Source organism: Bosea sp. OAE506 (genome assembly GCF_040546595.1).
Lineage (GTDB): Bacteria > Pseudomonadota > Alphaproteobacteria > Rhizobiales > Beijerinckiaceae > Allobosea.
Window position 1 is genome coordinate 4,135,739 of the sequence record NZ_JBEPOB010000001.1, and the last position, 12,695, is coordinate 4,148,433.

At 68.7% G+C, this 12,695-nt stretch carries 11 protein-coding genes; 7 read left to right on the forward strand and 4 right to left on the reverse strand.

Annotated features, from left to right (window positions below):
- Positions 1 to 9 precede the first annotated feature (9 nt).
- Genes ABIE41_RS20115 through ABIE41_RS20135 form a run of 5 tightly spaced genes read left to right on the forward strand, consistent with a single transcriptional unit; the run spans position 10 to position 4,728 of the window.
- Positions 10 to 1,281, forward strand: a complete 1,272-nt coding sequence (locus ABIE41_RS20115) for an acyl-CoA dehydrogenase family protein (RefSeq protein ID WP_192642017.1) — start codon at positions 10 to 12, stop codon at positions 1,279 to 1,281.
- A gap of 52 nt (positions 1,282 to 1,333) precedes the next feature.
- On the forward strand, positions 1,334 to 1,891 hold the full coding sequence (locus tag ABIE41_RS20120; protein WP_192642018.1) for a GbsR/MarR family transcriptional regulator: 558 nt from the start codon (positions 1,334 to 1,336) through the stop codon (positions 1,889 to 1,891).
- Positions 1,892 to 1,928: 37 nt separating this feature from the next.
- Positions 1,929 to 2,597, forward strand: coding sequence for a DUF4166 domain-containing protein (locus ABIE41_RS20125; protein WP_192642019.1), 669 nt, complete (start codon positions 1,929 to 1,931; stop codon positions 2,595 to 2,597).
- Positions 2,594 to 3,010: a thiol-disulfide oxidoreductase DCC family protein gene (locus ABIE41_RS20130; RefSeq protein ID WP_192642020.1), complete on the forward strand. Its 417-nt coding sequence runs from the start codon at positions 2,594 to 2,596 to the stop codon at positions 3,008 to 3,010. The genes ABIE41_RS20125 and ABIE41_RS20130 overlap by 4 nt, the downstream gene beginning before the upstream one ends.
- Complete coding sequence (locus tag ABIE41_RS20135) at positions 3,007 to 4,728, forward strand: SDR family oxidoreductase (protein ID WP_192642021.1); 1,722 nt, start codon at positions 3,007 to 3,009, stop codon at positions 4,726 to 4,728. Before ABIE41_RS20130 ends, ABIE41_RS20135 begins: the two co-directional genes overlap by 4 nt.
- Here ABIE41_RS20135 and ABIE41_RS20140 read toward each other — a convergent pair.
- Genes ABIE41_RS20140 through ABIE41_RS20150 form a run of 3 tightly spaced genes read right to left on the reverse strand, consistent with a single transcriptional unit; the run spans position 4,679 to position 9,518 of the window.
- Entirely contained in the window at positions 4,679 to 7,804 is a 3,126-nt protein-coding gene (locus ABIE41_RS20140; protein ID WP_192642022.1) for an efflux RND transporter permease subunit, read from the reverse strand. The two genes, ABIE41_RS20135 and ABIE41_RS20140, sit on opposite strands and share 50 nt — an antisense overlap.
- Positions 7,801 to 9,012: an efflux RND transporter periplasmic adaptor subunit gene (locus ABIE41_RS20145; RefSeq protein WP_192642023.1), complete on the reverse strand. Its 1,212-nt coding sequence runs from the start codon at positions 9,010 to 9,012 to the stop codon at positions 7,801 to 7,803. Before ABIE41_RS20145 ends, ABIE41_RS20140 begins: the two co-directional genes overlap by 4 nt.
- Positions 9,013 to 9,029: 17 nt before the next feature.
- Positions 9,030 to 9,518 (reverse strand): MarR family winged helix-turn-helix transcriptional regulator, encoded by a 489-nt coding sequence (locus tag ABIE41_RS20150; RefSeq protein ID WP_192642024.1) that lies wholly within the window; start codon positions 9,516 to 9,518, stop codon positions 9,030 to 9,032.
- Positions 9,519 to 9,673: 155 nt separating this feature from the next.
- Between ABIE41_RS20150 and ABIE41_RS20155 the strand changes: the two genes are divergently transcribed.
- The gene (locus ABIE41_RS20155) at positions 9,674 to 10,765 is read left to right on the forward strand and encodes an NADH:flavin oxidoreductase/NADH oxidase (RefSeq protein ID WP_192642025.1); all 1,092 of its coding nucleotides are present in this window, start codon (positions 9,674 to 9,676) and stop codon (positions 10,763 to 10,765) included.
- Between the two features lie 7 nt (positions 10,766 to 10,772).
- Here the strand turns inward: ABIE41_RS20155 and ABIE41_RS20160 are convergent, their stop codons facing one another.
- Positions 10,773 to 11,051: a hypothetical protein gene (locus ABIE41_RS20160; protein WP_192642026.1), complete on the reverse strand. Its 279-nt coding sequence runs from the start codon at positions 11,049 to 11,051 to the stop codon at positions 10,773 to 10,775.
- Positions 11,052 to 11,133: 82 nt separating this feature from the next.
- Here ABIE41_RS20160 and ABIE41_RS20165 point away from each other — a divergent pair, with 82 nt between their 5' ends.
- Positions 11,134 to 12,621: a carboxypeptidase M32 gene (locus ABIE41_RS20165; RefSeq protein WP_192642027.1), complete on the forward strand. Its 1,488-nt coding sequence runs from the start codon at positions 11,134 to 11,136 to the stop codon at positions 12,619 to 12,621.
- Positions 12,622 to 12,695: the final 74 nt, after the last annotated feature.

The following is a 12,695-nucleotide window of genomic DNA, read 5'->3' on the forward strand; positions in this document are numbered from 1 at the left end:
GACGACACCATGGACTTCGCCTATTCCGCCCGGGTCGAGGAGCTGCGCACGCGGCTGCAGGCGTTCATGGACGCCCATGTCCAGCCCGCCGATGCGCGCTGGCGCGAGGAGGTCGAGGCTGGGCGCTATCCGATGGCGCTGATCGACGGGCTGAAGGCGCGGGCCAAGGCGGAAGGCCTGTGGAACCTGTTCCTGCCGGCGCTGAAGCCGGACGAGCCGGGCACGCGGCTCTCCAATCTCGAATATGCGCCGCTCGCGGAGATCATGGGGCGGATCTACTGGTCGTCGGAGGTGTTCAACTGCAACGCCCCCGACACCGGCAACATGGAAATCCTGCATCTGTTCGCGACGCCGGAGCAGCGGGCGCGCTGGCTGGTTCCCCTCATGAACGGCGAGATTCGCTCCTGCGTCGGCATCACCGAGCCCGGCGTCGCCTCCTCCGACCCGACGAACCTGCAGACCACGATCATCCGCGACGGCGACGACTACATCGTCACCGGCCGCAAATGGTGGACGACCGGGGCGCTGCATCCCAACGTCAAGTTCTGCATCGTGATGGGGCTGTCGGACCTCGCCGAGGATGCCGACCCGCATAAGCGCCACTCGATGATCATCGTGCCGATGGATGCAGCCGGCGTCAGCGTGATGCGCAACCTGCCGCTGCTCAACCACCATTCGCCGGAGGGACATACCGAGACCGATTTCGATGCCGTGCGCGTGCCGGCCGCCAACCTGCTGGGCGAGGAAGGCGCGGGCTTCGCGCTGGCGCAGGCGCGGCTCGGGCCCGGGCGCATCCACCACTGCATGCGCTCGATCGGGCAGTGCGAGGTGGCGCTCGAGCTGATGGTCGAGCGGGCTTTGCAGCGCAAGGCCTTCGGCCGCACCCTCTCCGACTACGCCAATGTGCAGGACTGGATCGCCGAGGGGCGCATGGAGATCGACCAGGCAAGGTTGCTCTGCCTGCGCGCGGCCTGGATGATGGACACCCACGGCAACAAGGCCGCCCGCACCGAAGTCTCGGCGATCAAGGTGGTGGCGACGCGGCTACAGACGAAGATCGCCGACCGGGCGATGCAGGTCTTCGGCGCCGCGGGGCTCTCCAACGACACGCCACTCGCCTTCATCTACTCTTGGGGCCGGGCCCTGCGCTTCATTGACGGCCCCGACGAGGTGCACTTGCGCACCGTGGCCCGCGCCGAAGTCAAGAAGCACCAGCAGAGCAACCGAAGCACCTTCGCCGAGCAGGGGGTCAAGCGGCCCTACCGAAAGCCCACACCCTGAAGACGGCAGCGACGCGCTTGCGCGGCAACTCGTTCTGTCTTATATTTCTGTTATGGCAGAAATTACGAAAACAACTGACAGACTCCCGGCATCTCTGGAACGCTTTGTCCTGCAATGGGGTGACCTCGGCGGACAATGGGGCGTCAACCGTTCGATCAGCCAGATCCATGCGTTGCTCTATCTGGCCGAGCGGCCTCTGACGGCCGAGGACGTCTGCGAGAGCCTCGGCATGGCGCGCTCGAACGTCTCCAACTCGATCAAGGAATTGCTGGCCTGGAACCTGATCCGGCGCGTGCCGTTGCGGCAGGATCGGCGTGAGCATTTCGAAGCCGAGACCAATGTATGGGAGATCGCCGCGCGGATCGCCGCCGGGCGCAAGGCGCGCGAGATCGATCCGGCACTGGCGGCGCTGAGAGCCTGTGTCGCCGAGGCCGAAAAGGACGGGAAGGTCAGCCCCGTGGCCCGCCAACGACTCAAGGACATGCTGGATTTCACCACGGCGGTCGATCGCTGGTACGGCCAGATGCTCTCGATCCCGCAGGGCAAGCGCGACATGCTGATGAGGCTCGGAGCGAAGATCGCTTCTTACCTCCCCGGTGGAAAGACCTGAAACAAGCGGTTTTCGACCACCCCATGGAGTGACCTCGATGAGCGTGCAGTCACGCCACCAGAGCGAGTCCGAACCCGGACATGCGGCGCCCGGCGAACTCGTCGACCTCCGTTTTCGGACGCTGCTCGGCGCGCATCAGTGGAGCGCTCTTCCACCCGACATCCGCGCGCGGTTCTCGAAGCGGCTGGGTGGCAATGCCGCAGTGACCTATGTCGGACGCATCGCCGCAATGCAGATGAGCTGGGCCGGCCGAATCCTGTCGCAGGCCCTGCGCCTGATCGGCGCGCCGCTGCCGATCTGCCCCGACAGCGACGTTGCCAGCATCGTCACGGTGACCGAGGACGCGGCGACGGGCGGCCAGATCTGGACGCGGCTCTATGCGAAAAGGGCCGGCTTTCCGCAGGTGATCCATTCGGCCAAGCGCTTCTCGGGGCCGACCGGACTGGAGGAATACATCGGCTTCGGCGTGACCATGGCCCTGCGGCCCAGCGTCGAGGACGGCGCGCTGATCTTCCGTAGCGCCGGCTACGCCCTCAGTTTCGGTGGCATCAGACTGACACTGCCCGGCTGGCTCGCGCCGGGTGCTCTCACCGTCGGCCATCGCGCCACCGGGCCAGGAACCTTTGCCTTCACGCTCGCCCTTTCGCACCGTCTCTTCGGTCAGCTGCTCTACCAGGAGGGGCATTACCGGGACGAACGCTCATGAGCGGGCCGGCTCCGATCTGGCTTTATGATGGCGTCTGCGTGCTGTGTTCCGGCGCCGTGCAGTACACGCTGCGCCATGAGCGCGAGCCTGCGATCCGCTTCGTCGCGATCCAGTCGCGCAAGGGCCGCGCGCTGGCGCAGGCCCATGGCATCGACCCGGACGATCCCGAGAGTTTCCTGTTCATCGAGGGCGGCAAGGCGCTGGCGAAGTCCGATGGCGTGCTGGCGCTGCTGCGCCATCTCCGTGGGCCGGCGCGGCTGCTGCGGATCGGCTCCGTACTGCCGCGCGCGATGCGGGACCGGCTCTACGACCGCGTCGCCCGCAACCGCTACCGCCTGTTCGGCCAGAAGACCGCCTGCGAGAGGCCCGATCCCTCCCAGCGTCATCGCTTCAGCCTGCCCGATGGGACATGACACGGCGCGTCCTTCTGATCGGTGGAACCGGTGTGTTCGGCCGAAGGCTCGCGCGCCATCTTGCCGCGACCCCGGGTCTGGAGCTGCTGATCACCTCGCGTGACGCAGGCAAGGCCCGCACGCTGGCGAGCGCGATCACCCCCATTCCGGGGACGACGATCTCCGGGCTGGGCTTCGACCATTGCCGCGAGCCGTCCAACGAGATCGCAAGGCTGGCGCCCTGGCTGGTAATCGACGCCTCCGGGCCGTTTCAGGGCGCCGGATACGAGGTTCCGCTTGCAGCCCTGTCGGCGGGGGCGCATGTCGTCGATCTCGCGGATGCGCGCGACTACATCCTCGGTTATGGCGCCGCGCTGGACGGGCTGGCGCGAGAACGTGGTCTGGTAGCCCTTGCTGGCGCGAGTTCGACGCCGGCGCTGTCGACCGCCGCCGTGGCCGCCCTCACGACGGGCTGGCAGCGCATCGACACCCTCGACATCGCCATCACGCCGGGCGGGCGCAGCGAGGTCGGCGAGGCGGTCATCGCCGCGATCCTGTCCTATGCCGGCCGACTGATCCCGATCTGGCGCGAGGGCGCGCTTCAGGCCACGGATGGCTGGCTGGACAGCAGGCGCATCGCCATACCCGGTCTTGGCCGACGCCGCGTGGCGGCCGTGGAAACGGTTGACGCGCAATGGCTTGGACCGAGCCTGAACGTCCAATCCCGGGTAGCCTTCCGGGCCGGGCTCGAATCCCCGGTCGAGCAGTGGGGCATCATGAGCCTGGCATGGCTGCGCCGTCACGGGGCGATCGGCAGACTCGATGCGCTGATCCCTGCCCTGCTGGCGGCCCGACGCATCACGCGCCTGCCGACCTCGGATCGCGGTGGCATGCTGGTCACCGTCACGGGGCTCGATGCCCAGGGTCGGTTCCGGCGTTCGTGCTGGTCGCTGCTGGCCGAGCATGGCGACGGCCCGCATGTGCCGACGCTGCCGGCAGCCGCCGCACTTCAGGCCTTGCTCAACGGCCGACTGACACCCGGTGCCCGGCCCGCCATCGGGGTGCTGACACTGGCGGAGATCGAAGCCGAGTCGGCCCCCTATGCAATCACGACGCGCCGGGAGGAGGCGGTGCACGACCAGTCCATCGTCCGTCAGGCCCTCGGCGAGGCGGCGTTCGCGGCGCTCCCAGCCCCACTGACGGCATTCCACGCTCCAGAGGGGCCGCCGGTTTGGCACGGCCGTGCCTGCATCGAGGCCGGTTCGCATCCCCTCGCTCGATTGCTGCGATGGCTGATCGGCCTGCCGTCTGCGGCGTGGGACCTCCCTGTCACCGTGACCGTCGACCGCGTTACCGGTGCACAGGGCGAGGCGGAGGTCTGGACGCGGAATTTCGGCGGGTCACGCTTCAGCTCGCGCCTGTCGGTGGACGGTCGCGGCCGACTCGAGGAGGCGTTCGGGCCCATGCGGTTCGGGCTCGACGTTATGACAAGCGCGGACGGGCTCACGCTGGCCGTCTCGGGCGCCCGCTGCCTGGGCATCCCGCTTCCGCGCCTGCTGCTGCCCCGCTCGGAAGCGCGTGAGCATACCGACGACCAGGGCCGCTTCCGCTTCGACATCAGGCTGACGCTGCCTTTCGTCGGGCTGCTGACGCATTATCGGGGCTGGCTCGTGCCGGCCGGTGGTGCGGTTACTCAGCCGGAGCTGGCAGAGGCTTCCCCTCGTCCCTCGAGCGACTGAACAGCCGCCCCAGCCCCTCCGACAGCCTGTCCATGTAGATGAACAGCACCGGCGTGATGAACAGCGTCAGCACCTGGCTGATCATCAGCCCGCCGACGACGACGATGCCGAGCGGCTGGCGGAGTTCCGCGCTGGCGCCGGCGCCGAGCGCGATCGGCAGCGTGCCCATCAGCGCCGCGAGCGTCGTCATCAGGATCGGCCGGAAGCGCATGACGCAGGCCTGATGGATCGCTTCCTGCGCGCTCTTGCCCTCGCGCTTCAGCACCAGCGCAACGTCGATCATCATGATCGCGTTCTTCTTCACGATGCCGATCAGCATCAGGAGGCCGATGATCGCGATGACCGAGAGGTCGAGGTCGAACAGGCGCAGCGCGCCGAGCGCCCCGATGGCCGCCGAGGGCAGCCCGGTCAGGATCGTCAGCGGGTGGATGAAGCTCTCATAGAGGATGCCGAGTACGATGTAGATCGTCAGGATCGCGCCCGCGATCAGCAGGCCCTGGTTGGCGAGCGAATCCTGGAAGGTCTTGGCGGTGCCGGCCAGCGTGGTCGAGAGCGAGGCGGGCAGGCCGATCTCCGCCTTCAGCGCCTCGATGCGCTTGACGCTGTCGCCGAGCGCCACGCCTGCCGGCAAATTGTAGGCGATCGTCACCGCCGGGAGCTGGCCGAGCTGGTTGACGGTGAGCTGGCCGGCACGGCGCTCGACATGGGCGAAGGCGCCCAGCGGCACCAGCGTGCCGTTGCCGGCGCGCACGCGGATCTGGTCAAGACGGTCGGGCGTCCAGCCGCCCTTGGGGTCGAACTCGACCACGACCTGATAGCTGTCGCCGGCGGTGTAGATGGTCGAGACCTGGCGGACGCCAAAGCCGGAATACAGAGTCGAACGAAGGACATCGGCGCCGATCTTCAACTGGTTTGCCTTGTCGCGATCGACCACCAGCGTCGCCTCCAGCGCGTTGTTCTGGAGATCGGTGGTGACGTCGGCGAAGCTTCCGCGATCGCGGCCCATCGCATCGGCGAGGCGCACCGCCCAGTCGTTCATCAGGCCCTGGTCGAGCCCCTGCACGACGAGCTGGTACTGGCTCTTGGCGGCGCGCGCGCCGATGTTGAGGTTCTGCACCGGCGTCATGAAGACGTTGATGCCGGCGACGCGCGACAGATCGCGCCGCAGATCGGCCAGCACCGTCTGCAGCGCCGGGCGCTCGCCCTGCGGCTTCAGCTCGACGAAGAGGCGCCCGGCATTGAGCGCGCCGGCGCTGCCCGAGCTGCCGCCGACGGTCGACGCGACATGGGCGACATGCGGCGAGGCGCGGAAGACGCGGGCGACCTCGTCCTGCGCCTGCTTCATCGCGGTGAAGGAGATGTCCTGCCGCGCCTCGGTCGAGACCTGGAGCTGGCCGATGTCCTCCTGCGGGAAGAAGCCCTTGGGCGTCGTCTGGAGCAGCCAGATTGTCGCCGCCAGCGTGGCGAAGAAGGTCAGCAGGATCACCGGCTTGATGCGCAGGCACAGCACCAGCGCGCGGTCATAGCCCGCCAGCAGCACCGAGAAGCCGCGCTCCAGCGCGCGGCCGAAGGCGTTCTCCTCCTGCGCCGGCCCGTGATGCGACAGAAGCCGCGCGCAGAGCATCGGCGTCAGCGTCAGCGAGACGAAGGCCGAGGCCAGGATCGAGACCGTCACCACCACGGCGAACTCGTTGAAGATGCGGCCGATGACGCCGCCCATCAGCAGAACGGGGATGAAGACCGCAACCAGCGAAAGTGAGATCGAGACGATGGTGAAGCCGATCTCGGAGGAGCCCTTCAGCGCGGCGTCGAAGGCCGAGAGACCGTCCTCCTCCATATGGCGGACGATGTTCTCAAGCATGACGATGGCATCGTCGACGACGAGGCCGACCGAGAGCGTCAGCCCGAGCAGCGAGATGTTGTCGATCGAGAAGCCGAAGGCATACATCGCCGCCAGCGTGCCGACGATCGAGATCGGCACCGCGACGGCGGGGATGAAGGTCGCCGCCAGCCGCCGCAGGAACAGGAAGATCACCATCACCACCAGGGCGATGGTCAAAAGCAGGGTGAACTGGACGTCCTCGACCGCCTGGCGGATCGACTGCGAGCGGTCGTTGAGCAGCGAGAGCGAGGCGGCGGCCGGTAACTGCTCCTCGAAGGCCGGCAGCATCGCCTTGACCTTGTCGACCACCGCGACGGTGTTGGCATCGGGCTGGCGCTGGACGGCGAGCACGACGGCGGGAATGCCGTCATAGGTGCTTGCGGTCTGCATGTTCTCGACGGAATCGATGACCTTGGCGACGTCGCCCAGCCGCACCGGGCGGCCGTTGCGGTTGGCGACGATGACGTTGGCGAACTGGGCGGCATTGGCGAGCTGGGTGCGGGCCTGGATGGTGAGCTGCTGGTTCGTGCTCTGCAGCGTGCCCACCGGGGTGTTGGCGTTGGTGGCGGTGATCGCGCTCTGCAACTCGTCGACGCCGATGCCGCGCGCGGCAAGTGCGACAGGGTCGATCTGGATCCGGACGGCGTATTTCTGGCTGCCGAAGATCTGCACCTGCGCGACGCCGTCCACGGTGGAGAGCGCGGGCGAGATCACCTGCTGGGCGAAGGCATCGAGCTGCGACAGCGGGATCAGGTCGCTCTTCAGCGCCAGCAGGACGATCGGCGCATCGGCCGGGTTCACCTTCCGGTAGCTCGGCGGCGTCGTCATCTCGAGCGGCAGCTGCTTCTGGGCGCGGGCGATGGCGGCCTGCACGTCGGCGGCGGCCGCGTCGATGTTGCGGTTGAGGACGAACTGGATCGCGATCGAGGTTGAGCCCTGGGCGTTCGTCGTTGCGATCGAGTCGATGCCGGCGATGGTGGCGAACTGCTTGATCAGCGGCGTCGCCACCGAGGTCGCCATCGTGTCGGGCGAGGCGCCGGGCAGCTGGGCGGAGACGTTGACGACCGGAAACTCGGCCCGCGGCAGCGCGGCCACCGGCAGGAAGCGCCAGGCGAAGAGGCCCGCCATGACGAGCGAGGCCGACATCAGGATGGTCGCGACCGGATGGCGGATGCAGAAGGCGGAGAGGCTCATGAGCGGTCTCCCTGGGCGACAGGGGCCGGCTTCGGCGCGGCCGGCGGGGTCTGCGGCGGCTGCGGCTCACGGAAGCGGGCGCCCTCCTTCAGCCGCTGCTGGCCGTCGACGACGACGCGCTCGCCGGGCTCGACGCCGGCGGTCAGCGCCGTGCGGTCGCCGTCGGCGAGGGCGACGGTGACCGGGCGCAGCGAGACGGTCTGGTCCGGCCCGGCGACGAAGACATAAGGCCCCTTCTGCCCGGCCTGGACCGCGACGGTGGGCACCACGACGACGTCCTTCAGCGTGTCGGCGGCGATCTCGACATCGACGAATTGGCCGGGCCAGAGCGAGAGATCGTCATTGGCGAAGAGCGCCTTGGCGGTGATCGTGCCGGAGCTCATGTCGACCGCGGAATCGACGAAGTTGAGCGTGCCCGTCGCGGCCGGGCGGCCGCTGTCAGGGATGCGCGCGCTGACGGCGACCGGCCGGCCCGAGGCGAGCGCGCCCTGCAACACCGGGAGATCCCGCTCCGGCAGGGCGAAGCCGACGCGCAGCGGCTTCATCTGCGTGATCGTCACCAAACTGGCGCCGGAGGTGCCAGCGGCGACAAGATTGCCCGGCGTCACCTGCACCGCGCCGGCCCGCCCGTCGATCGGCGCGGTGATGCGGGCGTAGCCCAGTTTCAGCCGGTCGGCCTCCAGCGCCGCCTTGTCGGCGAGGATGGTGGCGGCGGAAGAGCGTTCGTCGGCAGTCGCCTGGTCGAGCGCCTGCTGGGTGCCGGCATTGCGCGCCAAGAGCTGCTGATAGCGCGCCAGATCGCCCTCGGTACGCTTGTGGGTCGCCTCGTCGCGGGCGATGGCGGCTTCGTCCCTGTCGATCTGGGCCCGGATGTCGCGATCGTCGAGGCTGAAGAGCAGATCACCCTTGCGGACGAACTGGCCGTCGACGACGTGCTGCTCGACGATCTGGCTGTCGATGCGCGACTTGATGACGACGCTGGCCGGGGTCTCGACGAAGCCGATGGCGCGCTTGCGCACCGGCATGTCGGCCCGCTCGGCCATGGCGGTCACCACCGCCGCGGCCGCGCCGTCACCGCCCCGTCCGGCGCGGGCACTGCGGGCGCCCTCAGTCGGATCGACCGCGCCGCGCGAGGTGGCGAGCCAATGGCCGCCGGCGAGCCCGACCGCAGCGAGGCCGGCGATGGCGAGGATGGTCTTGCGCTTCATCGATCAGCTCCGGTCAATCAGGCTGCGCCGGCGGTGGCGGCGGTCGGAACGGCGTATCCGGCCTGGCGTTCACGCCGGCCGTCGCGGATGCGGGTGCGGATGGTGGCCAGCGTGTCGAGCGTGGCGCGCAGGGCCTCGTCCTCAACATCCCCCAGCAGTTCGCCGGCGATCTCGGTGCGCAGCGAATCCAGTCCCTCGACCAACGCCCGGCCCTGGGGCGTGAGGTAGAGCAGATGGGCGCGGCGGTCGGCCGGATCGGCCCGACGCTCGACCATCCCCTGCCCCTCGAGCCGGTCGATCAGCCGCGCCACCGAGATCGGCTGCATGTCGAGCTGCTCGGCCATCGCGACCTGGTTCTGGCCCTCGCGGCGGCGCAGCCGCGACAGCACACCCCATTGGGCGCGGGTGGTGCCGTGCTCGCGGGCACGCTGGTCGACATGGGTGCGCATCAGCCGCGCCGTCTCGACCATCTGGAACATCAGCTCGCGCCGAAGGGGCCGCTCCATCGCAGTCTCCTTATGATAAGCAGGCTTATCAGTTGCTGCGATTGCGGCGGAAGCGGGGCGCCTCTTCGCATCCGCACAATCTCTTGATGCGCGCCTGCGGCAGTGGCAGCCGGCACGCCGGGCGCCTATACCGGGTTCGCCTCAGGAGACCCGTGATGAGCCAGCTCTTCAGCCCCTTCCAAATCGGCGGCTTGACCCTCGCCAACCGCATCGTCATCGCGCCGATGTGCCAGTATTCGGCCGAGAACGGCCACACGACCGACTGGCACACGATCCATCTCGGCAATCTGTCGCATTCGGGCGCCGGCCTGCTGATCATCGAGGCGACGGCGGTCGAGCCGGCCGGGCGCATCAGCCCGCAGGATGTAGGGCTCTGGGACGACGGGACGGAGGCCGCGCTGGCCAGGACGCTGAAGGCCGTGCGCGCTCATTCCGAGATGCCGATCGCGATCCAGCTCGCCCATGCCGGGCGCAAAGCCTCCGTGGCGCAGCCTTGGCATGGCGGCGGCCAGCTCGCGCTGGATGCCGGCGGCTGGGAGACGCGCGCCCCCTCCCCGGTCGCCTTCGACGGCCATGCGCGCCAGCCGCGCGCGCTGACGAGCGACGACGTCGCGCGGCTCTGCGAGCAGTTCGCGGAAGCGGCCCGGCGCTCGGTGAGGCTCGGCTTCGCCGCGATCGAGCTGCATGCCGCACATGGCTATCTGATGCACCAGTTCCTCTCGCCGCTGTCCAACAAGCGCGAGGATGAATTCGGCGGGTCGCTGGAGAACCGGATGCGCTTCCCGCTCGCCGCCTTCGAGGCGGTGAAGGCCGTGGTTCCGGCGGGTTATCCCGTCGGCGTTCGGCTCTCGGCGACGGACTGGGTGCCGGGTGGCTGGGACCTGGAGCAGTCGATCGCCTTTTCGCAAGCGCTGAAGGCGCGCGGGGCCGATTTCATCCATGTCTCCAGCGGCGGCAATTCCGGCGCGCAGCAGATCCCACTCGGCCCGAACTACCAGGTGCCCTTCGCGCGGGCGGTGAAGCTGGCGACCGGGCTGCCGACCATCGCGGTCGGGCTGATCACCGAGGCTGAGCAGGCGGAGGCGATCGTCGGCACGGGCGACGCCGATCTCGTCGGCATTGCGCGCGGCATTCTCTACGATCCGCGCTGGCCCTGGCATGCCGCCGCTCAGCTCGGCGCCACGGTCAAGGTGCCCAACCAGTATCTCCGCTCGCAGCCGCGGCAGTTCAAGACGTTGTTCGGCTGAGGCGCGCTCAGCCGTAGCGGTAGGAGCTGACCACGATGCGCTTCCAGCCGAAGGACGCCATGCAGGCGGCATAGGTCTGGTGGTAGGCGGGCTCGCCGCCTTGGGCCCAGATGTCGGCGGCCGCCGCGCGTTTGGCCGCCGCCGCCCGGCCGAGGCAGGTCGCATCGGCCTCGCTCGAGGGGACGACAGGCTGTCCCGCCAGGGGTTGAAAACCATAGGTCGGGATGGTGCCCTGGCAGGCGCACAGGAACAGCAGACCGGCACATGCCGAAGCCTTGACCGCCATGGGGTTCACGCTCCAGCGCCTCATCAGATGACAAATGCTAGCTGCACCCGTGGCGGCCCGCAATCGAGACCGAGGACACGCCATGACCGCCTATGCGAACCTCTCCGCCCATTTCGGCCGCGCCGCGGCGCTCGGGAACGCCATCGGCATCCTGCAATGGGACAACGACGTGATGATGCCGAAGGGCGCGGCCGGCACGCGGGCCGAGAGCCTGGCGCTGCTGCGGGTGATGCATCACGGGCTGATCACGGACGCGCGCATCGGCGACTGGCTGGGGGAGGCCGACGCGGTTGACGGGCTCGGACCCTGGGAGCGGGCGAATCTGCGCGAGATCCGGCGGCTCTGGACAGTAGAGACCGCGCTGCCGGCCGATCTCGTCGAGGCCTCCTCCAAGGCGATCTCGGCCTGCGAGATGCGCTGGCGACAGGCGCGGGCGGAGAGCGATTTCGCTGGCCTGCTGCCGTATCTCGCCGAGGTTCTGACGATCCAGCGCGAGATCGGCCGGGCCAAGGGCGAGAAGCTCGGGCTGTCGCCTTACGACGCGCTGCTCAACGACTACGAGCCGGGCGGGCGCTCGGCGAAGATCGACGCGCTGTTCGACGATCTCGCCGCTTTCCTGCCGGGCTTTACGCAAGAGGTGCTGGCGGTTCAGGCGCGGCGCCCGCAGACGGCCGATCCGGAAGGGCCCTTCGCAATCGAGTCGCAGCGGGCGCTCGGCCTCAAGATGATGGCGGCGCTGGGTTATGATTTCGAGCGCGGGCGGCTCGACGTCTCCACCCATCCGTTCTGCGGCGGCGCCGACAACGACGTCCGCATCACCACCCGCTATGACGAGGCGGATTTCGCCAAGGCGCTGATGGGCGTGCTGCACGAGACCGGGCATGCGCTCTACGAGCAGGGCCGGCCGCAGGGTTATCTCCATCAGCCGGTCGGCCAGGCCCGTGGCATGAGCCTGCACGAGAGCCAGTCGCTTCTGGTCGAGATGCAGGCCTGCCGCTCGGAAGAGTTCATCGCCTATGCCGCGCCGCTGATGCGCGAAGCCTTCGGAGGCTCCGGCCCGGCCTGGGAGACCGACGCGCTGTGGCGGCGCTACACCAAGGTCCAGCCGGGCTTCATCCGCGTCGATGCCGATGAGGTGACCTATCCGGCCCATGTCATCCTGCGCTACCGGCTGGAGAAGGCGCTGATCGCGGACGCCATGCCGCTCTCCGAGCTGCCCGCTGCCTGGAACGCGGGCATGAAGGATCTGCTCGGCGTCACCGTTCCCCATGACCGGCTTGGCTGCCTGCAGGACGTCCATTGGCCGAGCGGCGGCTGGGGCTATTTCCCGACCTATACTTTGGGCGCCATGACCGCCGCGCAGATCTTCGCGGCGGCCTGCCAGGCGCAGCCAGACATCCTGCCCGGCATCGGCCGCGGCGATTTTGCGCCGCTGCTGGCCTGGCTGCGCACCAACATCCACAGCCAGGGCTGCCTGCTGGAGACAGACGATCTGCTGACGCAGGCGACGGGCCGCCCGCTCGATGCCTCGGTGTTCAAGGCGCATCTGAAGCGGCGCTACGGCGGCTGAGTTATCGCAACCATTGGTTGCATTGACCCGAACTCAATACCTATTCTGCTACGGCTCGATCAGAGGGGCGCCGG

What these genes read in the sequence shown, in the direction of transcription:
- ABIE41_RS20160 (WP_192642026.1), bottom strand. Translation starts at nt 11,051, where the DNA reads ATGGCGGTCAAGGCTTCGGCATGTGCCGGTCTGCTGTTCCTGTGCGCC.
- ABIE41_RS20155 (WP_192642025.1), top strand. Translation starts at nt 9,674, where the DNA reads ATGAGCCAGCTCTTCAGCCCCTTCCAAATCGGCGGCTTGACCCTCGCC.
- ABIE41_RS20150 (WP_192642024.1), bottom strand. Translation starts at nt 9,518, where the DNA reads ATGGAGCGGCCCCTTCGGCGCGAGCTGATGTTCCAGATGGTCGAGACG.
- ABIE41_RS20135 (WP_192642021.1), top strand. Translation starts at nt 3,007, where the DNA reads ATGACACGGCGCGTCCTTCTGATCGGTGGAACCGGTGTGTTCGGCCGA.
- ABIE41_RS20125 (WP_192642019.1), top strand. Translation starts at nt 1,929, where the DNA reads ATGAGCGTGCAGTCACGCCACCAGAGCGAGTCCGAACCCGGACATGCG.
- ABIE41_RS20130 (WP_192642020.1), top strand. Translation starts at nt 2,594, where the DNA reads ATGAGCGGGCCGGCTCCGATCTGGCTTTATGATGGCGTCTGCGTGCTG.
- ABIE41_RS20115 (WP_192642017.1), top strand. Translation starts at nt 10, where the DNA reads ATGGACTTCGCCTATTCCGCCCGGGTCGAGGAGCTGCGCACGCGGCTG.
- ABIE41_RS20145 (WP_192642023.1), bottom strand. Translation starts at nt 9,012, where the DNA reads ATGAAGCGCAAGACCATCCTCGCCATCGCCGGCCTCGCTGCGGTCGGG.
- ABIE41_RS20120 (WP_192642018.1), top strand. Translation starts at nt 1,334, where the DNA reads ATGGCAGAAATTACGAAAACAACTGACAGACTCCCGGCATCTCTGGAA.
- ABIE41_RS20140 (WP_192642022.1), bottom strand. Translation starts at nt 7,804, where the DNA reads ATGAGCCTCTCCGCCTTCTGCATCCGCCATCCGGTCGCGACCATCCTG.
- ABIE41_RS20165 (WP_192642027.1), top strand. Translation starts at nt 11,134, where the DNA reads ATGACCGCCTATGCGAACCTCTCCGCCCATTTCGGCCGCGCCGCGGCG.